Annotated in this window: 21 protein-coding genes; 13 read left to right on the top strand and 8 right to left on the bottom strand. The window is 66.1% G+C overall.

Going from position 1 to position 20456, the window contains the following annotated elements; genetic code table 11:
- Positions 1 to 3 precede the first annotated feature (3 nt).
- The 3 genes from ileS to GPJ75_RS05685 all read right to left on the bottom strand — a co-directional run bounded on the left by ileS (position 4) and on the right by GPJ75_RS05685 (position 5179).
- Positions 4 to 3009 (bottom strand): isoleucine--tRNA ligase, encoded by a 3006-nt coding sequence (ileS, locus tag GPJ75_RS05695; protein WP_163266019.1) that lies wholly within the window; start codon positions 3007 to 3009, stop codon positions 4 to 6.
- A gap of 316 nt (positions 3010 to 3325) precedes the next feature.
- Positions 3326 to 4309 carry a bifunctional riboflavin kinase/FAD synthetase gene (locus tag GPJ75_RS05690; protein ID WP_163266017.1) on the bottom strand — a complete coding sequence of 328 codons (984 nt, stop codon included), beginning with the start codon at positions 4307 to 4309 and terminating at the stop codon, positions 3326 to 3328.
- Positions 4310 to 4318: 9 nt separating this feature from the next.
- Positions 4319 to 5179 carry a TIGR01459 family HAD-type hydrolase gene (locus GPJ75_RS05685; protein ID WP_425483119.1) on the bottom strand — a complete coding sequence of 287 codons (861 nt, stop codon included), beginning with the start codon at positions 5177 to 5179 and terminating at the stop codon, positions 4319 to 4321.
- Between the two features lie 254 nt (positions 5180 to 5433).
- On the opposite strand from GPJ75_RS05685, the gene GPJ75_RS05680 reads away from it, so the two are divergent.
- The 4 genes from GPJ75_RS05680 to hisG all read left to right on the top strand — a co-directional run bounded on the left by GPJ75_RS05680 (position 5434) and on the right by hisG (position 10859).
- The gene (locus tag GPJ75_RS05680; RefSeq protein ID WP_163266015.1) at positions 5434 to 7245 is read left to right on the top strand and encodes a pilus assembly protein TadG-related protein; all 1812 of its coding nucleotides are present in this window, start codon (positions 5434 to 5436) and stop codon (positions 7243 to 7245) included.
- Between the two features lie 152 nt (positions 7246 to 7397).
- Positions 7398 to 8945, top strand: a complete 1548-nt coding sequence (hisS, locus tag GPJ75_RS05675) for a histidine--tRNA ligase (protein ID WP_163266013.1) — start codon at positions 7398 to 7400, stop codon at positions 8943 to 8945.
- A gap of 106 nt (positions 8946 to 9051) precedes the next feature.
- Positions 9052 to 10173: an ATP phosphoribosyltransferase regulatory subunit gene (locus GPJ75_RS05670; RefSeq protein WP_163266011.1), complete on the top strand. Its 1122-nt coding sequence runs from the start codon at positions 9052 to 9054 to the stop codon at positions 10171 to 10173.
- Positions 10170 to 10859 carry an ATP phosphoribosyltransferase gene (gene hisG, locus GPJ75_RS05665; protein WP_163266009.1) on the top strand — a complete coding sequence of 230 codons (690 nt, stop codon included), beginning with the start codon at positions 10170 to 10172 and terminating at the stop codon, positions 10857 to 10859. Before GPJ75_RS05670 ends, hisG begins: the two co-directional genes overlap by 4 nt.
- Before the next feature lie 29 nt (positions 10860 to 10888).
- On the opposite strand, the gene GPJ75_RS05660 is transcribed toward hisG, so the two are convergent.
- Positions 10889 to 12139 carry a DNA recombination protein RmuC gene (locus tag GPJ75_RS05660; RefSeq protein ID WP_163266007.1) on the bottom strand — a complete coding sequence of 417 codons (1251 nt, stop codon included), beginning with the start codon at positions 12137 to 12139 and terminating at the stop codon, positions 10889 to 10891.
- Between the two features lie 112 nt (positions 12140 to 12251).
- Here GPJ75_RS05660 and def point away from each other — a divergent pair, with 112 nt between their 5' ends.
- From def to truA, 7 genes are read left to right on the top strand one after another with little or no spacing between them, the layout of a single operon-like run.
- A complete protein-coding gene (def, locus tag GPJ75_RS05655; RefSeq protein ID WP_163266005.1) occupies positions 12252 to 12785 on the top strand; it encodes a peptide deformylase in 534 nt (177 codons plus the stop codon).
- A gap of 57 nt (positions 12786 to 12842) precedes the next feature.
- The gene (locus tag GPJ75_RS05650) at positions 12843 to 13040 is read left to right on the top strand and encodes a hypothetical protein (protein WP_163266003.1); all 198 of its coding nucleotides are present in this window, start codon (positions 12843 to 12845) and stop codon (positions 13038 to 13040) included.
- 12 nt (positions 13041 to 13052) lie between these two features.
- Positions 13053 to 13313, top strand: a complete 261-nt coding sequence (locus tag GPJ75_RS05645; RefSeq protein WP_163266001.1) for a FitA-like ribbon-helix-helix domain-containing protein — start codon at positions 13053 to 13055, stop codon at positions 13311 to 13313.
- Positions 13310 to 13732 (top strand): type II toxin-antitoxin system VapC family toxin, encoded by a 423-nt coding sequence (locus tag GPJ75_RS05640; RefSeq protein WP_163265999.1) that lies wholly within the window; start codon positions 13310 to 13312, stop codon positions 13730 to 13732. The genes GPJ75_RS05645 and GPJ75_RS05640 overlap by 4 nt, the downstream gene beginning before the upstream one ends.
- Positions 13733 to 13775: 43 nt before the next feature.
- Positions 13776 to 14711: a methionyl-tRNA formyltransferase gene (gene fmt / locus GPJ75_RS05635; protein WP_163265997.1), complete on the top strand. Its 936-nt coding sequence runs from the start codon at positions 13776 to 13778 to the stop codon at positions 14709 to 14711.
- Positions 14708 to 15211, top strand: coding sequence for a GNAT family N-acetyltransferase (locus GPJ75_RS05630; RefSeq protein ID WP_163265996.1), 504 nt, complete (start codon positions 14708 to 14710; stop codon positions 15209 to 15211). The genes fmt and GPJ75_RS05630 overlap by 4 nt, the downstream gene beginning before the upstream one ends.
- 2 nt (positions 15212 to 15213) lie before the next feature.
- The gene (truA, locus tag GPJ75_RS05625; protein ID WP_163265995.1) at positions 15214 to 15957 is read left to right on the top strand and encodes a tRNA pseudouridine(38-40) synthase TruA; all 744 of its coding nucleotides are present in this window, start codon (positions 15214 to 15216) and stop codon (positions 15955 to 15957) included.
- A gap of 69 nt (positions 15958 to 16026) precedes the next feature.
- On the opposite strand, the gene GPJ75_RS05620 is transcribed toward truA, so the two are convergent.
- Positions 16027 to 16563 (bottom strand): Lrp/AsnC family transcriptional regulator, encoded by a 537-nt coding sequence (locus GPJ75_RS05620; RefSeq protein ID WP_163265994.1) that lies wholly within the window; start codon positions 16561 to 16563, stop codon positions 16027 to 16029.
- 48 nt (positions 16564 to 16611) lie between these two features.
- Here GPJ75_RS05620 and GPJ75_RS05615 point away from each other — a divergent pair, with 48 nt between their 5' ends.
- Positions 16612 to 17808, top strand: a complete 1197-nt coding sequence (locus GPJ75_RS05615) for an MFS transporter (protein ID WP_163265993.1) — start codon at positions 16612 to 16614, stop codon at positions 17806 to 17808.
- Here GPJ75_RS05615 and GPJ75_RS05610 read toward each other — a convergent pair.
- The gene (locus GPJ75_RS05610; RefSeq protein WP_163265992.1) at positions 17798 to 18385 is read right to left on the bottom strand and encodes a transporter; all 588 of its coding nucleotides are present in this window, start codon (positions 18383 to 18385) and stop codon (positions 17798 to 17800) included. The two genes, GPJ75_RS05615 and GPJ75_RS05610, sit on opposite strands and share 11 nt — an antisense overlap.
- Positions 18385 to 19572: a succinyl-diaminopimelate desuccinylase gene (dapE, locus tag GPJ75_RS05605; RefSeq protein ID WP_163265991.1), complete on the bottom strand. Its 1188-nt coding sequence runs from the start codon at positions 19570 to 19572 to the stop codon at positions 18385 to 18387. Before dapE ends, GPJ75_RS05610 begins: the two co-directional genes overlap by 1 nt.
- On the opposite strand from dapE, the gene GPJ75_RS05600 reads away from it, so the two are divergent.
- Entirely contained in the window at positions 19559 to 19840 is a 282-nt protein-coding gene (locus GPJ75_RS05600; RefSeq protein WP_163265990.1) for a hypothetical protein, read from the top strand. The genes dapE and GPJ75_RS05600 overlap by 14 nt on opposite strands.
- On the opposite strand, the gene GPJ75_RS05595 is transcribed toward GPJ75_RS05600, so the two are convergent.
- Positions 19806 to 20432 (bottom strand): DJ-1/PfpI family protein, encoded by a 627-nt coding sequence (locus GPJ75_RS05595; protein ID WP_163265988.1) that lies wholly within the window; start codon positions 20430 to 20432, stop codon positions 19806 to 19808. The two genes, GPJ75_RS05600 and GPJ75_RS05595, sit on opposite strands and share 35 nt — an antisense overlap.
- Positions 20433 to 20456 lie beyond the last annotated feature (24 nt).

The raw sequence follows: 20456 nt of genomic DNA, 5'->3' as shown, positions 1-20456 counted from the left end.
GGCTCAGAACCGGCCAAGCGCCCGCAGTTCGCGCAGTGCCGCCGCGTCGCGCGCGGAGACGTCCGGGAATTCCGGATCGGAGCCGACATCGTCCGTGTAGCGCCAGGAGCGCGCGCATTTCCGCCCGGATGCACGCTCGAAGACGACGGCCACGCCCTTCACCTCCTCCAGCGTGAAGGCATCGGCCGGGGGCGCGTCGCCGCGGATTTCAATACCGCTGGTGATGCAGATCTCGGCCATGTCGCGGCCGGCGATGGCCTCGCGCAGCGCCGCATCCGTGACGTGGACGACCGGAGCGGCCTCCAGAGAGGAGCCGATCGTCTTGTCCTTGCGCTCGATCTCCAGTGCGCCGGTGACGACGCGGCGCACCTGGCGGATCTTGCGCCACTTGGCCGCCAGCTTGTCGTCGCGCCATTCGCCCGGCACCGCGGGGAACTGCGCCAGGTGCACGGATTCTGCGTGTGGATAACGTTCCAGCCACGCCTCCTCCGTGGTGAAGGGCAGCATCGGCGCCATCCAGGTCACCACGCAGTCGAAGAGCTTGCGCACCACCTGGACCGCCGCCTTACGGCGGGTGCTCGAAGGCGCGTCGCAGTAAAGCGCATCCTTGCGCACGTCGAAATAGAAGGCGGAGAGCTCCACCACCATGAAGTCGAGCAGGGCGCGCATGACACGCTTGAAGTCGAAATTGTCGTACCCCTTGCGCACGAGTTCATCGAGTTCGGAGAGGCGATGGAGCATGAGGCGCTCCAGCTCCGGCATCTCGGCGAAGGGCATCTCCTCGCCTTCGTCATGCGCCAGCGTGCCCAGCATCCAGCGGATGGTGTTCCTCAGCTTGCGGTAGGCGTCGATGTTGGTCTGCAGCACATTACTCCCGAGCCGCTGGTCCTCCCAGTAGTCGGTGGTAACGACCCAGAGCCGCAGGATATCGGCGCCGGACTTCGCCATCACGTCCTGGGGGACGACCGTGTTGCCGAGCGACTTCGACATCTTGCGGCCTTCCTCGTCCATGGTGAAGCCATGGGTGATGACCGTGTCATAGGGCGCCCTGCCCCGCGTGCCGCAGGATTCCAGAAGCGAGGAGTGGAACCAGCCGCGGTGCTGGTCCGAGCCTTCGAGATAGACATCCGCCGGCCATTTAAGGTCCGGCCGGTCCTCCAGCGTGAAGGCATGGGTGGAGCCGGAATCGAACCAGACATCGAGGATGTCCATCACCTGGTGCCATGGCTCGTTGGCGCGCGAACCCAGGAAGCGCTCGCGCGCGCCTTCGGCGAACCAGGCGTCCGCGCCTTCCTTCTCGAAGGCCTCGAGGATGCGCGCGTTGACGGCCTCGTCCTTGAGGATCTCGCCCTCATCGTCGGCAAAGACGCAGATGGGTACGCCCCAGGCGCGCTGCCGCGACAGCACCCAGTCCGGCCGCTCCTCGATCATGGCGCGCAGCCGCGTCTGGCCGGCGGCGGGGACGAAGCGGGTGTCGTCGATGGCCTTGAGTGCACGCGTACGCAGCGTCGTGCCGTCGCCGAGGTCCTTGTCCATGGAGACGAACCACTGCGGCGTGTTGCGGAAGATGACGGGCTTCTTGGAGCGCCAGGAATGCGGGTAGGAATGCTTCAGCCGGCCGCGCGCGAAGAGCATGTTCCTTTCGATCAGCGCCTCGATGACGGCCTTGTTGGCATCGCCCTTCTTGCCCTTGTCGTCGATGACGCGTGCTGCGCCACCCTCGCGGTCTGGACCGAGGCCAGGGGCGTCGTGGGTGAAGAAGCCGGCGTCGTCCACGGGGAAGGGGATGGCGGTGTCGATGCCGCGGGCGGCGAGATCGCGCGCGGCGTCCATCCAGGCGTCGAAGTCCTCCCGGCCGTGGCTGGGGGCAGTGTGGACGAAGCCCGTGCCGGCGTCGTCGGTTACGTGCTCACCGGGGATGAGGGGGACGGGGAAGTTGTAGCCGCCGCCGAGGCCTTTGAGGGGGTGGGTGCAGACGACCGCCGCCAGTTCATCCGCCTTCACGTCGCGCAGGCGCTTGAACTCAAGCTTTGCCTTGGCAAAGGACTCTTCCGCCAGAGCATCTGCAAAGATCAGCTTTTCGCCTGACTGCGGGCCGAAATCGTTCTCCGCCACCGTGACCTCGTAGAGGCCGTAGGCGATACGCGGCGAGAAGGATATGGCGCGGTTGCCGGGGATGGTCCAGGGTGTCGTTGTCCAGATGACGACAAAGGCAGATTTCAATTCGCCGAAATACGCCTTCACCGCCTCGGGGCTTGTATCTTCGCCCTGCTTTTCAAGGATTGCAGCGATAGCTTCGATCTGGTCGGTGTAACCCTCCTTCCGGACGTCATCTACCGGAAACTTCACCCAAACCGTATCACTCTCATGGTCGTGGTACTCGACCTCAGCCTCCGCCAGCGCCGTCCTTTCCACCACGCTCCACATCACCGGCTTCGACCCGCGATAGAGCTGGCCGCTCGTGGCGAACTTCAACAGCTCGCCGGCGATCCGCGCCTCTGCGTGGAAGTTCATGGTCAGATACGGGTTATCGAAGTCGCCTTCGACGCCGAGGCGCTGGAACTCCTCGGTCTGCACATCGATCCAGTGCTGGGCGAAGTCGCGGCATTCCTTGCGGAACTCGTTGATCGGCACCTCGTCCTTGTTCCTGCCCTTGGCGCGGTACTGCTCCTCGATCTTCCACTCGATGGGCAGGCCGTGGCAGTCCCAGCCGGGCACGTAGTTGGAATCGTAGCCGCGCATCTGGAAGGAGCGGGTGATGACGTCCTTCAAGACCTTGTTCAGCGCGTGGCCGATATGGATGTTGCCGTTGGCATAGGGCGGCCCGTCGTGGAGCACGAAGAGGGGGCGGCCCTTGGCCTCGGCGCGCAGGCGCTTGTAGAGGCCCATCTTCTGCCAGCGGGCGACAAGCTCCGGCTCCTTCGCCGGCAAGCCCGCGCGCATCGGGAAGTCCGTCTGCGGCAGATAGAGGGTCTTGGAATAATCCAGCTTTTCGGTCGTCTGGCTCATTGTCTCGCTGCGGAAAATGCGAAGCCCGTTGGCCTCGCCGATGATCTTCAAAGAGGCGGAATGGCGCGGTGCGAGCGCGCAGAAAAATCCCGGACCTTCCCGCGAGCCGCTAGGCCACGCGGAAGGCCGGGCCAATAATTCGTATGGCAGCCCGCACAAGGCAGGCGAGTATGAAACCGGCGCTCGTCATCATGGCCCGCGCTTTTAGCCGAGGTGGGCGGAAGAATAAAGGGGCGATTGTGGTTGCAGACGCGCCGGCGTCAACCGGGAAGCCGGGGCAAAAGCGGAGGCTGTCCGGGATGACGAGGTGAAAGCTTCAAAAGGCAATTGCCATATCCAGCGCCGAAAGCGGCCGCACACCCGAAAGCAGCGCCCTCGCCTCCTCCTCGTCGCGCTTCATCTGGGCGACCAGTGGCTCGAGCCCGTCGAACTTCTCCTCCCCGCGCAGGAAGCCGAAGAAGGAGACGGCGCAAGTCTCACTGTAAAGGTCGCCGTCGAAATCGAAGAGGAAGGTTTCGAGAAGCGGCGCGCCCGCCTCGTCCACCGTCGGACGGCGGCCGAAGCTCGCCACGCCGTCGTACAACGTGCCGTCGGCGCGGCGGAAGCGCACGGCGTAGATACCGTGGCGGAGCGCCGTCGCCTCCGGCAGCGCCATGTTGGCGGTGGGGAAGCCGAGCGTGCGGCCGAGCTTCTTGCCGTCTGTCACCTCGGCTTCGACCGTGTAGCGGTAGCCGAGCAGGCCGGCAGCCTGCGCCACCTCGCCCTCGGCTAGGAGCGCGCGCACGCGGCTTGAGGAGACCACCTCGCCGCCCTCGTCGGAGAAGGCGTCGACGACGCTGACGCCGAAGCCGTGGCTTTTCCCCGCCGTCGCCAGCGTTTCGGGCGTGCCGCCGCGGTTCTTGCCGTAATGGAAATCGAAGCCCGTCACCACGTGCGCAGCCCCCAGGCCGCCCGCGAGCACATCGGCCACGAAGCGCTCGGGCGTGAGCGAGGAGAAGTCGCGCGCAAACGGCTGCTCCACCACCGCGTCGAAGCCCATCGCGGCGAGCACCCGTGCCTTCATGGGCGCCGGTGTCAGGCGGAAGAGCGGCACCTCCGGGCGGAAGACGCTGCGCGGATGCGGCTCGAAGGTCAGGACGACGGCGGGAATGCGCTCATTTTCGGCAACCTTTCGCGCGCGCGCCAGCACCGCCTGATGGCCGCGATGCACGCCGTCGAAATTGCCGATCGCCACGACGCCTCCGCGTAGCGACGCCGGGAAGGCATCGAGGCCGGCACAGCGTTGGAACCCTGTCGCCACGGCCCGTCCCTACCGCAGATGCCTGATCGCCGCCACCGGCCGGTGGCCATGCTTTTCCAGGAAGGCGGCGAGGCGCGCCGGGTCCGGCTTGCCGTTTTCGCTGTATTCGGCGGCGTGGATCCCCTCCGTCACGTAGAGGACGTCGATGCCCATACCGGCCGCGCCTTTGACGTCGGTCAGAATGCCGTCGCCGATGGCCAGCGTGTCCGATACGCCGACCGGCCGGCCCAGCACCTCGCCGGCGGCGGCCAATGTCGCCTCGTAGATCGGCCCGTATGGCTTGCCGGCGATCAGCGTGCGCCCGCCGAGGAGGCCATATTCGCGCGCCAACGCCCCGGCGCAGAAGACGAGCCGGTTTCCGCGCTCCACCACGATATCGGGATTGGCGCAGATGAGCGGCAGGTCGCGGGCGCGCAGGCGCTGCAAGAGCTCCGCATAGTCTTCCGGCGTCTCCGTCTCGTCGTCGTAGAGGCCGGTGCAGACGACGCCCGCCGCCTCGAACTCCTCCACCAATTCGATGTCGAGGCCGTCGTAGAGCGACATGTCCCGGTCCGGCCCGAGGTGGAAGAGCCGGCGCGGGGCGTTGCGGATCAGTTCGCGCGTCACGTCGCCGGAGGTGACCACCCGGTCCCAGCTCTCGTCGGGCACGCCGAGGCGCCGCAACTGCTCCTCCACCGGCCCGCGCGGGCGCGGCGCGTTGGTGACCAGCACCACCGCCTTGCCGGCCTCGCGCATGCGCTTCAGCGCCGCGCAGGCCTCGGCAAAGGCGCCAACGCCGTTGTGCACCACGCCCCACACATCGCACAGGATCAGCGCGTAGGGCGCGGCGAGTGCGTCGAGACTGTCGATCATGTCCGGCGGCTGCGGCATTGATTCTCCCTGGATACGGGGATTCTCCCTGGATGCGGATTCGCGGGGCGGCCAGGAGCGGGCCGTGAAACCCGCGCAGGAATTAGCCCATGAGAGGAAGGCTGTCACCCGCTTTTCGGCGCATGAGCACAGTGGCCGAGGCATTAACCCTTCGTGAACCAGTGCCGCATATGGCCGCCCGACATTAAGGAAATCGTTCAGCATCACGCATCATCCTTGCCGGCAAAATCTATCGAGGCAGGGTGGGCAAACCGATGCTGAGGAAATTCCGCCGCGACGAGCGGGGCAATTATGCCATGCTCACGGCGCTGGTGATGGTGCCCGTGATGGGCGCGCTGGCGCTGGCAATCGACTATACGCAGATGAGCCGGCACCGCCAGGCGACGCTGAACGCGCTGGACGCCGCCAACATGGCGACCGCCTGGCGCCTTCTGGAGGGCGAAAGCGAAGAAGACCTGATCGTCTACGCCAACGACTTCTTCGCCGCCAATCTGGGACCGGTGAAACCGGAGAACACGACGCTCTACGTTACCTTCCCCGACGGCTCCGCCGGCGGCAGCACACTGAGGATGCAAGCCGACCTCACCTATAAGCCGATCTTCTACCCTGTCTTCCAGGCACTGAGGGGCGAGAAGAGCGGCGACGGCACCTTCAAGCTCAACGCCAGCAACGAGGTGCGGCTGAAGAACACGCTGGAGGTGGCGCTGGTGCTCGATAATTCGGGCTCCATGGGTTTCAAGGGCTCGGGCTCCGGCCAGAAGCGCATCGACCTACTGAAGGCAGCGGCCAAGGAACTGGTGGACACGCTGGCCGGCCAAGGCGCCATGATGCAGCAGGTCGCCAAGCCGGTGCAGTTCGGCATCGTGCCCTTCGCCGCGTCGGTGAATGTCGGGCCGGATAACGAAGAAGCGGATTGGATGGATACGGACGGGGTTTCGTCGATCCATCACGAGAATTTCGACTGGGACACGATGGCGGAGATCGAGGGCGGTAAGAAGCGCGTCGAGAAGGTCGACGGCGTCTACCACAAGCAAGGGGCGCTGTGGAGGGACGAGGAAGGCGACAAGGTCACGCGCTTCACGCTCTATGACGAGATTAAGGAGGTGACCCCCTCGGCGCCAATGGCCTCGTGGGCCGGCTGCGTGGAGATGCGGCCCGGCTCCTACGGGCTGGACGACACTGTGCCCGACAGGAAGAACCCCGATACGCTGTTCGTGCCGATGTTCGCGCCGGACGAGGAGGACCCTAAGAACTGGCGCGAGAACGTCCATAACAACTGGTTGGCGGATGCGGGCGGCGGCGACGCGATCAAGCGGCAGGAATATATGCCGAAATACTTCCCGGCAGTGCTCGCTCCCCGGGTTCCCGACGGCGGGGGACCAAATGCGAGTTGCACAACCAAGCCCATCACGCCGCTCACCGACGTAACGGACAAAGACGGGCTCGAGGCCATCAAGGACGCCATCGACGGCATGGTCGCCGACGGGGCGACCAACGTGCCCGAAGGCATGGCCTGGGGCTGGCGGGTGGTCTCCGGCAGGGCACCTTTCACGGAGGGTCGCCCCGACGAGCAGAGGGGCAACGACAAGGTCGTGATCGTTTTGACGGACGGGGCGAACACCTACTACACACCGCAATGGCTCGGCTACAACGATCCCGCCGGCAATAAGTCGATCTACTCCAACTACGGCTATGCCAAGAACGGCCGCATCTTCGAAAACACGACCGTCAACCCTTACGACTACTCCAACCCCAACTACACCAAGGCGATGAACCAGCAGTTCGCCAAATTGTGCGACCACGCCAAGTACGGCAAGGACGGAAAGGGCGGCAAGGATGAGGACGGCGAGATCATCGTCATGACGGTGGCGCTCGACCTGAGCACGTGGAAGGCCGACGAGCGGGAGCAGATCGAGGCGCTGAAGTCCTGCGCCTCCGAATCCCGTTTCCGCAAGGACGAGAACGGCAATCCCGCCAAGCTGTTCTGGAACGCCACCGGCGCCGACCTCTCCGAAAAGTTCAAGGAAATCGCCGACGAGCTTTCCAACCTGCGCTTCGTGAGTTGAGGGCGGGGGCGGCGGTTGCTTGAAGGGCTGGCGCCCTTCAAGCGATTGCCCTGAGGCCGCCGCCGCCCTTGCCGCCCCCACCCTTATCGGCTAGGACAGCCGCGCCCGGAAGAGGGCGCGGCTTTTCTCATCTCGCAAGGACGGAACACGGCATGGCAGGCAAGGCGGACAAGGTGAAGGCACGGCTCCCGCGCGGGCTCGTCGACCGCCACCCGGCCGACATCCGCGCCGTCGACGAGATGGTGGCGAAGATCCGCGCCGTCTACGAGCTTTACGGCTTCGAGCCGGTGGAAACGCCGCTCATCGAATACACCGACGCGCTGGGCAAGTTCCTGCCCGACCAGGACCGGCCGAACGAGGGCGTGTTCTCCTTCCAGGACGAGGACGAGCAGTGGCTCTCGCTGCGGTATGATCTGACGGCGCCCCTGGCGCGCTTCGTGGCGGAGAACTTCGAGCGGCTGCCGAAGCCTTACCGCAGCTACCGCGCGGGGTGGGTTTTCCGGAATGAGAAGCCGGGGCCGGGACGGTTTCGGCAGTTCATGCAGGTTGATGCGGATACGGTCGGGACGCCGGGCGTCGCGGCGGACGCCGAGATGTGCATGATGATGGCGGACGTGATGGAGGCACTGGGGATTGCGCACGGGGATTATGTGATCCGCGTGAACAACCGGAAGGTGCTGGATGGGGTGCTGGAGGGGATCAGGCTCGGTGGCGACGAGAATGCCGGGCGGCGGCTGACGGTGCTGCGGGCGATTGATAAATTGGACAAGTTTGGCCCCGAGGGCGTGCGGGAATTGCTCGGTAAAGGCCGCATGGACGAGAGCGGTGACTTTACGAAGGGTGCGGGGCTGGATGAGGCGCAGTGTTCCGTAGTCTTGGAAGCAACCGCAAGTGAAAACGTTCTATCGGGTCAGGAGAACTACAAACCCGGTCAGATGCTGCTACACAAACTGCCAGATGCGCTCGGCGACGATCGGTATTCGCTTGCGGCAAACTCCAGCTACATGGATGGGATACGGGAGTTGCAAGAAATAAGTAGCCTGGTGAAGTCTGCCGGTTATGGCCCAGACCGCATCCGCATCGATCCCTCCGTCGTCCGCGGCCTCGAATACTACACCGGCCCCGTCTTCGAGGCCGAACTGACCTTCCCCGTCACCAACGAAAAAGGCGAAACCGTCCAGTTCGGCTCCGTCGGCGGCGGCGGGCGCTACGATGGCCTCGTCTCGCGCTTCCGCGGCGAGCCAGTGCCGGCCACCGGCATCTCCATCGGCGTGTCACGCCTAATGACGGCACTCAGGAACCTCGGCAAGCTGGAAACCGCCGAGACGGTCGCCCCCGTCGTCGTCCTCGTCATGGACAAGGAAACGGAAAGCCTCAGCCGCTACCAGAAGATGGTTTCCGAGCTGCGCGGCGCCGGCATCCGCGCGGAGATGTATCTGGGCGGCGCCGGCATGAAGGCGCAGATGAAGTATGCCGACCGGCGCGGCAGCCCCTGCGTCGTCATCCAGGGCGGCGACGAGCGCGAGAAGGGCGAGGTGCAGATCAAGGATCTCGTGGAGGGCAAGCGGCTTTCCGAGGAGATCGAGGACAACGTGACGTGGCGCGAGGCGCGGCCGGCGCAGTTCTCCGTGCCGGAGGGCGATCTGGTGGATGCGGTGAAGCGCGTGCTCCAGGCGCAGCGGCAAGAACGGGGCGCGTAAGAATGAGTCGTTCCGCCTTTTTTGGAGAGGCCGGCGCCCCTTCGCGCCCCCCTCTGTCCTGCCGTAGGGCGCCGGGCTTGCTGAAAAGCAGCAGAACCCCACGCCCATGACCCCCCGCACCCCCGCCTTCGCAAGCGATATCCTCGCCCTTTTCGCCGAGCGCGAGGCGGCGCTGACAGACATCGCCATCATCCAGCCCGCCGACCCCTTCCTCGACATGGCCGGCGAGGACCTCAGGCGGCGCATCTTCCTCACCGAGAGCGAGACGGGCAGGAGCCTGTGCCTCAGGCCCGAATTCACCATCCCCGTCTGCCTCGACCACATCGAGAGCCGGGCCGCCACGCCGCGCCGCTACGCGTATCTCGGCGAGGTGTTCCGGCAGCGGCGCGAGGGGGGCGCGGAGTTCTTTCAGGCGGGCATCGAGGACCTGGGCGCAAAGGACAGGCCGGAGGCGGACGCGCGCTCGCTGGCGGATGCGCACGCGCTTCTTTCCCGCGTGCTGCCGGACCGCACGCTTTCCATGACGCTGGGCGACCAGGCGGTGTTCGAGGCCGTGCTTTCCGCCCTCGGCCTGCCGCGCGGCTGGCAGAAGCGGCTGGCGCGCGCCTTCGGTTCTCCTTCTATGCTGGAGGCGGCGATCGCCGAGTTCACCAGCCCGCAAGGGGCAGCAAGCCTGCCGCGCGCGGTGGCGAGCCTGGTGGCGCGCGGCGATGAAGAGGCGCTGACGCGGCATATCGATGAGGCCATGCAGGCGGCCGGCCTGTCGCCCTCCGCCGGGCGCCTTCCCGAAGAGATCGCGCGGCGGCTGATGGAGAAGGCGGAGCTTCGCAGCGTACGCCTTTCCGACACCGCGCTCGACGCGCTAAAAGCCTTTCTCGCCATCCACGTGCCGCTGGAAGAGGCTGAGGCGCGGCTTGCCGCCTTTGCCGGCGAGGCCGGCATCTTCCTCGACGAGGCGCTGGAAGGGTTTGCCGCGCGCGCAGAGCGCATTGCCGCGCACGGCCTGCCGCTCACCGAGACGCATTACGACGCCGGCTTCGGCCGCCCGCTCGACTATTATACGGGCTTCATCTTCGAGATCGGCACGGAGGGCCTCGGCCAGCCGCTCGCCGGCGGCGGGCGCTACGACAGACTGCTGACGCTGCTGGGTGCGGAAAAGCCGATCCCCGGCGTCGGCTTCTCCATCTGGCTCGACCGCGTGGCAGCGCTCAGGGAGGAGAGGCCATGAGCGTCACGCTCGCCCTGCCCTCCAAGGGCCGGCTGAAGGACGAGGCGGTGCGGCGGCTCGAGGCAGCGGGACTGCCCGTCCGCCTGCCGGAGAACGACCGGCGCTACCGCGCGGCGATCGACGGTGTGACGGGGCTGGAGGTGACGTTCCTTTCGGCCTCGGAGATCGCCCGCGAGCTCGACCGCGGAGGGGTCGACCTCGGGATAACCGGTGAGGACCTAGTGCGCGAGACTATTCCCCATTGGGAGCGCCGCGTGGAGATCGCCGCACGGCTCGGCTTCGGCCGGGCGGACGTGGTGGTGGCCGTGCCGGAAGTGTGGTTCGACGTCTCCACCATGGCCGACCTCGACGACGTGGCCGCCGATTTCCGCCAGCGCCATGGCAGGCGGCTTCGGATCGCCACGAAGTACTGGCGGCTCACACAGCAGTTCTTCTCACAGAAGCACGGCATCCAGGTCTACCGCATCGTCGAGAGCCTGGGCGCCACGGAAGGCGCGCCGGCGGCGGGCTCGGCGGATGTGATCGTCGATATCACGTCGACCGGCTCGACGCTGAAGGCCAATCACCTGAAGGTGCTGGACGACGGCGTGATCCTGCGCTCGGAGGCGTGCCTTGTTGCGGGGCGGAAGGAGCGGGCAGCGGCGGATGAAGAGGTGATCGCGCGAATCGCAGCGGCGCTGGGCTGACGAGCGGGGTGTCGGTCGGCGCGCGGCCGCTACTCCTCCACCACCCGAAGCCGCAGCGAGCCGGAGCCGGGTCCGCCGGCAGCGCGTTTGGCTTCGCCGTCTTCCAGTACTTCCGCCTCCCCGGCCGCGCCCAGCTCCAGCGCCTCGATCCGCGCCCCGCGCTTGGTCACCTTGTCGGCCGAGGTGAGGATCATGTCGATGTCCTTGTTGGCCTGCAGGAAATGGCCCTGCAATTTCCGCACGCGGTCGTCCAGCCGGCTGACGTCCTGCATGAGCTTCATCACCTCGGCCTGGATCAGGTGCGCCTGCTCGCGCATGCGGGCGTCCTTGAGGACCGCCTGGATCACCTGGATCGACAGCATCAGGAGCGACGGCGAGACGATGACGACGCGCGCGCGGTGCGCACGCTGCACCAGCGCCTCGAAGTTCTCGTGGATCTCGGCGAAGATCGATTCCGACGGCACGAACATGAAGGCCGTGTCCTGGGTTTCGCCATTGATCAGGTATTTTTCGGCGATGGCCTTGATATGCACCTCGACATCGCGGCGGAAGGCGCTCTCGGCCTGCTTGCGCGCCTCCGCCCCGCCCTCGCCTTCGCTTGCCGCGCGAATGGCGTTCCACGCCTCCAACGGGAACTTGGCGTCAACGACCAGCGACGGCGCGCCGTTGGGCATCTTCACCACGCAGTCGGGCCGGCTGCCGTTGGAAAGGGTGGCCTGGAACTCGTAGGCTCCGTGCGGCAAGCCGTCGGCGACGATCGCCTCCATGCGCGACTGGCCGAAGGCGCCGCGGGTCTGCTTGTTGGAGAGGATCTGCTGCAGCTGCACCACCTGGCCGGCGAGCGACTGGATGTTGTTCTGCGCCGTGTCGATGACGGCCAGCCGCTCCTGCAGTTTTGCGAGGTTCTCGTGCGTCGACTTGGTCTGCTCGGTGATCGACTGGCCGAGGCGCGACGTCATGCCGTCGAGCCGCTCGGAGATCGACTTGGTCAGCTCCGCCTGGCGGGATCCGAACACCTCCGCAATCGTGCCCATGCGGCCGGAAAGCTCGGCCTGCGCCTTCGTCAGCTCGGCCATGCGCGCCTCTGCTTCACGGGCGCGCTGGGCAGCTTCCGCCCCGGCCTCGGCGCGCGCACGCCCCGCCCGCCACAGGGCGATGACGAGGAGCGCGAGCATCCCAAGGAGCAGCGCGCCAGAGGCGGCCAGCACATGGCCGAGCGAAATCGTGGTCGCGCCAAGCTGGGCGACGGGCATCGAAAGGAGCGAGACGGCTTCGTTCATGCCGGCACCTTAGACGATTCGTGATGTCGCCATAAGACCAAAACGTGAACGAATTGAACGGCCCGATACGAAGCATATTGACGGTTTCGGGCCCAGCCATTACCTGACGCCCATGACCATCCGCCCGCTCATTCTTCTTCCCGATCCCAAGCTGCGCCAGGCTTCAAGGCCCGTCGAGCGCATCGACGACGACGTGCGCAAATTCGCCGACGATATGCTGGAGACCATGTACGACGCGCCGGGCATCGGCCTTGCCGCCATCCAGGTGGGCGAGCCGCGACGGCTTCTGGTGCTCGACGTGGCGGAGAAGGACGCGCCGCCCGCGCCGCAGGTCTTCATCAATCCGGAAATCGTCGCCCGCTCGGACGAGCGTAGCGTGCACGAGGAAGGCTGCCTTTCCATCCCCGACTACTATGCCGAGGTGGAACGCCCGGCAGCGGTGACGGTGAAATATGTCGATCTCGACGGCAAGGAGCAGGTTGTAGAGGCCGACGGCATCCTTGCCACCTGCCTGCAGCACGAGATCGACCACTTGAACGGCGTGCTCTTCATCGACCACCTGTCGAAGCTCAAGCGCGACATGGTGGTGCGCAAGTTCAAGAAGCTCGCCAAGGACCGCCCGCCTCCGGAGCGCATGGTGGGGTGAGAATTTGCCAGACGAACCTCACGCTGATATCATTGATATCAGAAACGTGGAGTGTCGATGGGTGGCGCACCGATCAGGAATATTCCCGCCGAGAAGAAGGCCAAGTCGAAATCATTCGTTTCGGCGGGGGATGACTTGCGCCCTTTGATGTATGCCGGCGATGCGCAGGAGGCGGAAGAATTCGCAAGGGCTATGGAAGCGGTCGAAGCGATGCGCAAGCGCGATTTCGGACGCCCGGCGCCTGAACTTGAGTGATGGAGGTTGGCGATGGGCGATATGCTTGTCCGCGGTATCGATGCCGAGTTGAAGCGACGGCTGGAGGAAGGCGCACGTCAGCACAAGCGCAGCCTCTCGCAGGAAGCGATCGATCTGATGCGCAAGGGCTTGACGGCGGAAAAGCGCGGCGACCGGAACTTCGCAGACCGGTTGCGTGCCGAGATGCGTGATGGCTTCTTCACCGATGAGGAACTCGCTGCGATCCGCGCATCCAGGAAGGAGCCTGACCGAAATCCTCCGAGCCTTGTATGATCCTTCTCGACACGAATGTCATCTCCGAGGTACTTTCCCGCAGGCCCCACAAGACTGCGATCCGCTGGTTGGACGAGCAGGAAGAAGCGGATCTCCTGTTGTGCCCCGTCGTTTTAGCCGAGCTCTATTTCGGCGCCTACCTCGTGCGCGAGGTTGAACGGCACGAAATGCTTCTTGAGAATATCGCCCTCATTCGCCGCCGCTTCGCTGGTCGGGTGCTGCCCTTCGGCGACCTGCCCAGCGAAATATACGGGCGGATCACAACCTCGCGGCAGATCGCCGGCCAGCGCATGGAGACGAAGGACGCCATGATCGCAGCTATCTGCCTTGCCCACGGCGCGGCGCTCGCCACGCGCAACACCCGCGATTTCGAGGGCCTTGACCTCACGCTCGTAAACCCGTTTGAAGCGGGGGCGTGAGCGCGCCGCGTTCGCGCAAGCATCTCAAGTACCGGATGGTCGCATGCCCCTACGCCTCGTCTTCATGGGAACGCCGGAATTCTCCGTGCCGACGCTTCAGGCGCTGGCTGCGGCGGGACACGAGATCGCCGCCGTCTACACGCAGCCGCCCCGGCCTGCCGGGCGGCGCGGGCTGGAGTTGACGAAATCCCCGGTGCATCAGGCGGCCGAAAAGCTGGGCGTGCCGGTGCGCACGCCACAATCGCTCAAGGGCGAAGAGGAGCAGCAGGCGTTCCGCGCGCTTCAGGCTGATGCGGCGGTGGTGGTGGCCTACGGCCTCCTCCTGCCGAAGCCGATCCTGGAAGGGACGCGACTCGGCGCCTATAACGGCCACGCATCGCTCTTGCCACGCTGGCGCGGCGCGGCGCCCATCCAGCGTGCCATCATGGCGGGGGACAGCGAGACCGGCATAATGGTGATGAAGATGGACGAAGGGCTCGACACAGGCCCGGTGGCGATGACCGAGAAGGTCGCCATCGGCCGGGACATGACGGCGGGCGAACTGCACGATACGCTGAAGGAGGTCGGCGCGAAGCTGATGGCAAGCGCGATGGAAAGGCTCGAGCGCGGCGATCTGCAACCGACGCCGCAGCCGGCGGAAGGTGCGACCTATGCCAGGAAGATCGGCAAGGAGGAAACGCGCGTCGACTGGACCCGTCCGGCGGCCGATGTGCACAACCACATCCGCGGGCTCTCGCCCTTTCCCGGCGCCTGGTGCGAGATGCCCTTCGCTGGCAAGCCGGAGCGCGTGAAACTGCTGCGCTCGACGCTCGACGCCGCGGGCAGCGGCGCACCGGGCGAGATCATCGACGAGTTGGCCGTCGCCTGCGGCGAAGGCGCCGTATGGCTCCTGGAGCTGCAGCGGGCGGGCGGCAAACCGGTGGCGGCGGGCGATTTCCTGCGTGGGGCGAAGGTCGAGAAAGGAGCGCGGCTCCCATGAGCGCCGTCATCATCCGCCCCGAGGAACCGGAAGACCCGGAGGCAATCCGCACCCTCCTCGCCACCGCCTTCGGCGGCGAGGCCGAAGCACGGCTGGTGGACGCGCTGCGCGCGGCAGGAGACGTGGTGCTTTCGCTCGTGGCCGAGCGCGCCGGCGAGATACGCGGCCATATCCTGTTCTCGCGCCTCATCGTGCGGAACGGCGAAGAAGCGTTTCCCGCCGTGGCCCTGGCGCCGCTTGCCGTCCATCCCGACCATCAAGGCGAGGGCATCGGCACCGCCCTTATGGACGACGCGCATCTGCGGCTGCAACGGGACGGCGAGCGTCTCTCGGTGGTTCTGGGCGATCCCGCCTATTACGGCCGCTTCGGATACACGCACCAGCGCGCCGTCGGGTTCGAAAGCGCCTATCAGGGCGATGCCTTGCAGGCGCTCGCCTGGGGCGAGGCACCGCACGCCGGCCGGCTCGACTACGCCGCCGCCTTCGCGGATCTCGGCTGACCATGCCGCGCTACCGTATCGACGTGGAGTATGACGGCGGGCCCTATGCGGGCTGGCAGCGCCAGGCGGGCCACCACAACGTGCAGGAGGCCATCGAGAAGGCCATCGCCGCCTTCTCGGGCGAGAACGTCACCCTGCGCGGCGCTGGCCGCACGGACGCCGGCGTCCACGCGCTGGGCCAGGTCGCGCACTTCGACCTTGAAGGCGAGTGGAAGGCGGATACGGTGCGCAATGCTGCGAACGCGCATCTGACGATGGCCGGCGAGGCCGTTTCCATCCTGAGCGCGGCAGCGGTGGGGGAGGATTTCGACGCCCGCTTCTCCGCCAGGGCGCGGCACTATCTCTACCGCATCCTCAACCGCCGCGCGCCGCCGGCGCTTCAGAGCGGCAGAGTGTGGCACGTGAGCCGGAAGCTCGATGCGGAGGCGATGCACGAGGCGGCACAGCGGCTCGTGGGCAAGCACGACTTCACCACCTTCCGATCCGTCCAGTGCCAGGCCAAGAGCCCGGTCAAGACGCTCGACCGGCTGGATGTCTCACGCCTCGGCGAGGAGATCGAGATCCGCGCCTCCGCCCGCTCCTTCCTGCACAACCAGGTGCGCTCTCTGGTCGGCACGTTGAAGAAGGTGGGCGAAGGCGGCTGGACGGGCGACGACGTGGAGAAGGCGTTGAAGGCCCGCGACCGCGCCGCCTGCGGCCCGGTCGCGCCGCCTGAGGGGCTTTATCTGGTGCGGGTGGACTATTAGGCACTCGGCCAAACGGAAAGGGGGGCGCGAAGGGGCGCCTGCTTTCCATTGATCGAACGACGCTCCGGTCTATACCACCCGCACCCGCGCACGTGGCGTCGGCCAGACCTCGGTCACCCCCGCCTGCGCCGGCCTTTCGAGATAGGTGGAAAGCGCAACGTAGCTGCGCGTGGCCACCACGCCGGGGGTGGCGTAAAGGCGCGCCAGAAGACCCTCCAGCGCATGGGTATCCGTCGTCCGCACCTTTAAAAGCATGCAGGTGTCGCCAGCGACCGAGTGGATCTCCTCCACCTCGGGATGCTCCGAGATCGCCATCAGTTCCGGCGTCTTGCCCCAGCCGGTGGTGTCGACATGCACGAAGGCAAGCAGCGTCTTGCCGACGGCGCGCGGGTCGACGAGCGCGGCCATCCTGCGGATGACCCCGGAGCGCTTCAGCCGCTTCACCCGCTCATGCACGGCCGGCGCCGAGAGGCCGACACGCTTGCCGAGATCGGCATAGCTGAGCGTCGCATCCTCGATCAGGGCGCCTAATATTTTTCGGTCCATCCCGTCGATCGCATGGTCGGCCGATGGCTTCGGCTGAACATCATCTGTTTTTATTGTCATTCGGTAAAATCCCATTGTTGCCGAATTTCATTCAGGCATTATGGCCTCATGTCGGACACGCATCAAGCATCGCAAACACTGTCGCCCTCCAGCGTGGCGGGGCAGCGCATACCGCCCGCCGTCTTCCTTCTCACCGGCGCGGTGGCAGTGATCGGTTCGAATTCGCTGGTCCTGTCGCCCATCGCGCCGGAGGTTGCGCGGTCGTTCGGTGTTTCGGTGCCCACGGTGATGAGCGGCACGGCCGCATTCGGGCTCGGCACGGCGGCGAGCGCGCTCTTCCTGGCGCGCCATATCGACCGTATCGGCGCCTGGCGCATGCTGCGGATAGCCTTTGCCCTTTTGGCAGCGAGCCTTCTCGTGAGCGCTGCCGCACCGGTGGCGCTCGTTCTCGTCGCGGCCCAGCTTGGCGCCGGTGTTGCCGCCGGTATCGCGCTGCCGGCTATCTATGCCAGCGCGGCGGCAATCGCGCCGCCGGGCCGCGAAAGCACGACGGTGGGCATCGTGCTCACGGGCTGGACGCTGAGTCTGGTTGCCGGCGTTTCGATCTCGGCGGTGCTGGCGGACTGGCTCGACTGGCGCGCCGTCTACGGCAGCGTGTTCCTGCTGGCGGCAGGTGCCCTCGCCGTCCTTGTCTTCAACAAGCACCGGGACAAGGTCTCGGCGGAGCCGGCGGCCTCGCCGCTGGCGGCGCTCGCTATTGTCGGCGTGCGGCCGCTGCTTTTGGCCTGCGGCGCTTTCATGACGGCCTTTTACGGCGTCTACGCATATCTTGGCGATCATTTGCACTCAGAGCTCAGCCTGCCCATCAGCGCCAACGGGCTCGTCACCCTCGCCTACGGGCTCGGCTTCGGTGCGGCCGCCTTTCTCGATGGCCTGGAGAAGCGGGTGGCGCCGCAGATGGGCCTGCCGCTCGCCTTCCTCGCCGTCGCTCTCGTCTATCTGCTGATGGCGATGGAAAACGGGGCGTACGGCGCCATCCTCGCGCTCGCCTTCCTGTGGGGCCTTGCCAACCACCTGGGGCTGAACCTTCTGATCGTGCGGCTGACGGCGCTTGAGCCGGCACGGCGCGGCGCCATCATGGGGCTCAACAGCGCCGTGACGTACCTGGCCGTCTTCGCCGGCCCGCTCGGCTTCGGGTGGCTCTACACCACGGCAGGCTTCGGTGCCCTGGCGGGCCTGGCGGTGGTGCTGATGGCGGTTGCCATCCTCGCCGCCTATGCCGCGCCCTCAAAATCTAAAAGCTGAGGCCGAGCAGGGACTGCAGAGCGACCAGCGAAGCGATGGACGTGACCAGCATGGCGAAGAAGACCGCCGAGCCGATCGCCGGCCCCTTGGCGATGGCGGCCACGGTAAGCCGCCAGTTCAGGACGAGCGTGACGAGGAACAACACCAGCGAGACGAGAACCGTCAGGTCTTCCGTGCCGGGCAGGAACAGGCGCAGGAGCGCCGGCGGCAGCATCAGCCAGGCGAACAGCGCCGAAGCCCAGTTGATGACGACGACGTAGTGCACGAAACGGTCGGCGATGCCGGCCGGCCGGGCGGCCACGGCGAGTATCACGAGAGGCAGGATCCAGGCGCCGATTTCGGCAAAGAACAACCGCACCAGCAGCGAGAAACGCGTGCCGAAGGTCATCATCCCCGCCATGTCGTTGGCGATGCCTACCCAACCTACGACCAGCGCCGGCAGGGCGATGACAATGGCGAAGAACGAATTCCAGAAGCCGTCGGCGGAAAAATCGAGCAGCTTGAGCCCGTCCGGCCTGCCCATCATGATGCGCAGGATACCGGTCAGGTACTGCTGTATCTCCTGCCCCGACGGCATCAGGCGAACCAGTCCTCGAGGAAACGGAGATAGATCCGGGTCAGCGCCTCCAGGTCGGCGAGCGCCACCCGCTCGTCGACCATGTGCATGGTCTGCCCGAGGAGGCCGAACTCCACAACCGGGCAATAGTCCTTGATGAAGCGGGCGTCCGACGTGCCGCCAGAGGTGGAAAGCGCGGGCTTTGCGCCAGCCACGGCCTCCACCGAGGCCGACAGCGTGTCGATCAGCTTCTCGTCGCGGGTAAGGAAGACATGGCTTGGCCGATCGCGCCATTCGATCTCGAAATCCACGGGGTCGGTGCGGCCGGGGCGCAGGCGGCTTTCCTTGCTCGCGCGGTCGAGCCGGTTGTGAATCTCGGCCTGCAGCGTTTCCACCTGCCACGTGTCGTTGAAGCGCAGGTTGAAGGCAGCGCTCGCGCGGGCGGGGATGACGTTGACGGCAGGGTTACCGACATCGACGGAGGTGATCTCCAGATTGGTGGGCTGGAAGTCGGCCGTGCCCTCGTCGAAGGGTGGTGAAAGTAGCGCCTCGGCAAGCATCAAGAGCCCACGCACCGGATTGTCCGCCAGGTGCGGATAGGCGACATGGCCTTGCCGGCCGGTGACGGTAACGGTGCCCGAAAGGGAGCCGCGCCGGCCGATCTTGATGGTATCGCCCAGCTTCTCACGATTGGTCGGCTCGCCGACGAGCGCAGCGTCCCACCTCTCGCCTCTCGCCGCCGCCCATTCGAGCAGCTTGACAGTGCCGTTGATGGCCGGGCCTTCCTCGTCGCCGGTAATGAGGAAGGAGACGGAGCCTTTCGGGGCCCCATGCTTTTCGACATAGCGGGCAACGGCGGCGGTGAAGCAGGCTATGCCGCCCTTCATGTCCACCGCGCCGCGACCGAACATCTGGCCGCCGGCGATCTCGGCCGCGAAGGGCGGATGGGTCCAGGCCGCCTCGTCGCCCGGCGGCACGACGTCCGTGTGGCCGGCGAACATCAAGTGCGGCCCGCTGTCGCCGATCCGCGCGTAGAGGTTCTTCACGTCGGGCGTGCCATCCTCGGTGAAAACCAGGCGCTCGGAAACCGCGCCGAGCGGCGCCAGCATGGCTTCGAGCGCGGCAAGCGCGCCACCCTCGGCCGGTGTCACGGATGGGCAGCGGATCAGGGCGGCGAGGTTGGCGGCGGGGTCGATGGGCAGTTTCATACTGCTGGCAATAATCGAAACCCCGCCGGCTGTCACGCCGGTTGGTGACGGGCGGCTAGAGCAATTCCAGGAAAAGTGGAAACCGGATTTCCGTCTGGAATTGCGACAAAACAAAGAGTTAGACCAAATCATCGATTCCATGAAAAACGATGATTTGTTCTACACGCGACGGGTTCTTTCGCCGCGCGGGCTGGGCACCGTGTGGCCCGGCGCCCATTCCGCGGCAAAACCGCTCACGCAGCGCTCCGCTCGGCACGGTCGGCCATGACCGTTTCGCCGTGGCGGATCTCGGTGCCCAGGACCTTGAGACATTCGCGCATGAAGGCGGCGAGGCCCGGCCAGCCTTTCGCCGACACGAGATTGCCGTCGACATGGGCGCCGTCCGGCGGGACGTCGATATAGGTGCCGCCGGCGAGCGTCACCTCCGGCTCGCAATATTGCAGCGCCGCGACTTCCTTGCCGCGCACCACGCCATCGACGGCGATCAGCACCTGCGCACCGTGGCAGATGGTGAAGATCGGCTTCCCGGCCTCGTGGAAATGGCGCACGATCGCCTGCACGCGGCTGTCGATGCGGATATATTCGGGGCCGCGGCCGCCCGCCACGTAGACGGCGTCGTATTCCTCGGGCCGGACTTCCGAAAAGGTCTTGTTGACGTAATAATCGTGGCCGAGCTTTTCCGTATAGGTCTGGTGTCCCTCGAAATCATGCAGCGAGGTCTTGATCATGTCCCCGGCCTTCTTGTCGGGGCAGACGACATGGACCGTGTGGCCCACCGCGTGCATGGCCTGCTCAAAGACGAAGATCTCGTATTCCTCGCTGAATTCGCCGACCAGCATGAGGATCTTCTTTCCGGACATTTGCTCCTCCTCCTTCACTCTTCC

This window comes from Chelativorans alearensis, assembly GCF_010993735.1.
GTDB lineage: Bacteria > Pseudomonadota > Alphaproteobacteria > Rhizobiales > Rhizobiaceae > Chelativorans > Chelativorans alearense.
Note: the sequence above shows the minus strand (reverse complement) of the source record. Positions and strands in the feature narration are given on the sequence as shown.

What these genes read in the sequence shown, in the direction of transcription:
- ileS (WP_163266019.1), bottom strand. Translation starts at nt 3,009, where the DNA reads ATGAGCCAGACGACCGAAAAGCTGGATTATTCCAAGACCCTCTATCTG.
- GPJ75_RS05685 (WP_425483119.1), bottom strand. Translation starts at nt 5,179, where the DNA reads ATGCCGCAGCCGCCGGACATGATCGACAGTCTCGACGCACTCGCCGCG.
- GPJ75_RS05680 (WP_163266015.1), top strand. Translation starts at nt 5,434, where the DNA reads ATGCTGAGGAAATTCCGCCGCGACGAGCGGGGCAATTATGCCATGCTC.
- hisS (WP_163266013.1), top strand. Translation starts at nt 7,398, where the DNA reads ATGGCAGGCAAGGCGGACAAGGTGAAGGCACGGCTCCCGCGCGGGCTC.
- GPJ75_RS05670 (WP_163266011.1), top strand. Translation starts at nt 9,052, where the DNA reads ATGACCCCCCGCACCCCCGCCTTCGCAAGCGATATCCTCGCCCTTTTC.
- hisG (WP_163266009.1), top strand. Translation starts at nt 10,170, where the DNA reads ATGAGCGTCACGCTCGCCCTGCCCTCCAAGGGCCGGCTGAAGGACGAG.
- GPJ75_RS05660 (WP_163266007.1), bottom strand. Translation starts at nt 12,139, where the DNA reads ATGAACGAAGCCGTCTCGCTCCTTTCGATGCCCGTCGCCCAGCTTGGC.
- def (WP_163266005.1), top strand. Translation starts at nt 12,252, where the DNA reads ATGACCATCCGCCCGCTCATTCTTCTTCCCGATCCCAAGCTGCGCCAG.
- GPJ75_RS05650 (WP_163266003.1), top strand. Translation starts at nt 12,843, where the DNA reads ATGGGTGGCGCACCGATCAGGAATATTCCCGCCGAGAAGAAGGCCAAG.
- GPJ75_RS05645 (WP_163266001.1), top strand. Translation starts at nt 13,053, where the DNA reads ATGGGCGATATGCTTGTCCGCGGTATCGATGCCGAGTTGAAGCGACGG.
- GPJ75_RS05640 (WP_163265999.1), top strand. Translation starts at nt 13,310, where the DNA reads ATGATCCTTCTCGACACGAATGTCATCTCCGAGGTACTTTCCCGCAGG.
- fmt (WP_163265997.1), top strand. Translation starts at nt 13,776, where the DNA reads ATGCCCCTACGCCTCGTCTTCATGGGAACGCCGGAATTCTCCGTGCCG.
- GPJ75_RS05630 (WP_163265996.1), top strand. Translation starts at nt 14,708, where the DNA reads ATGAGCGCCGTCATCATCCGCCCCGAGGAACCGGAAGACCCGGAGGCA.
- truA (WP_163265995.1), top strand. Translation starts at nt 15,214, where the DNA reads ATGCCGCGCTACCGTATCGACGTGGAGTATGACGGCGGGCCCTATGCG.
- GPJ75_RS05620 (WP_163265994.1), bottom strand. Translation starts at nt 16,563, where the DNA reads ATGACAATAAAAACAGATGATGTTCAGCCGAAGCCATCGGCCGACCAT.
- GPJ75_RS05615 (WP_163265993.1), top strand. Translation starts at nt 16,612, where the DNA reads ATGTCGGACACGCATCAAGCATCGCAAACACTGTCGCCCTCCAGCGTG.
- GPJ75_RS05610 (WP_163265992.1), bottom strand. Translation starts at nt 18,385, where the DNA reads ATGCCGTCGGGGCAGGAGATACAGCAGTACCTGACCGGTATCCTGCGC.
- GPJ75_RS05600 (WP_163265990.1), top strand. Translation starts at nt 19,559, where the DNA reads ATGGGCAGTTTCATACTGCTGGCAATAATCGAAACCCCGCCGGCTGTC.
- dapE (WP_163265991.1), bottom strand. Translation starts at nt 19,572, where the DNA reads ATGAAACTGCCCATCGACCCCGCCGCCAACCTCGCCGCCCTGATCCGC.
- GPJ75_RS05595 (WP_163265988.1), bottom strand. Translation starts at nt 20,432, where the DNA reads ATGTCCGGAAAGAAGATCCTCATGCTGGTCGGCGAATTCAGCGAGGAA.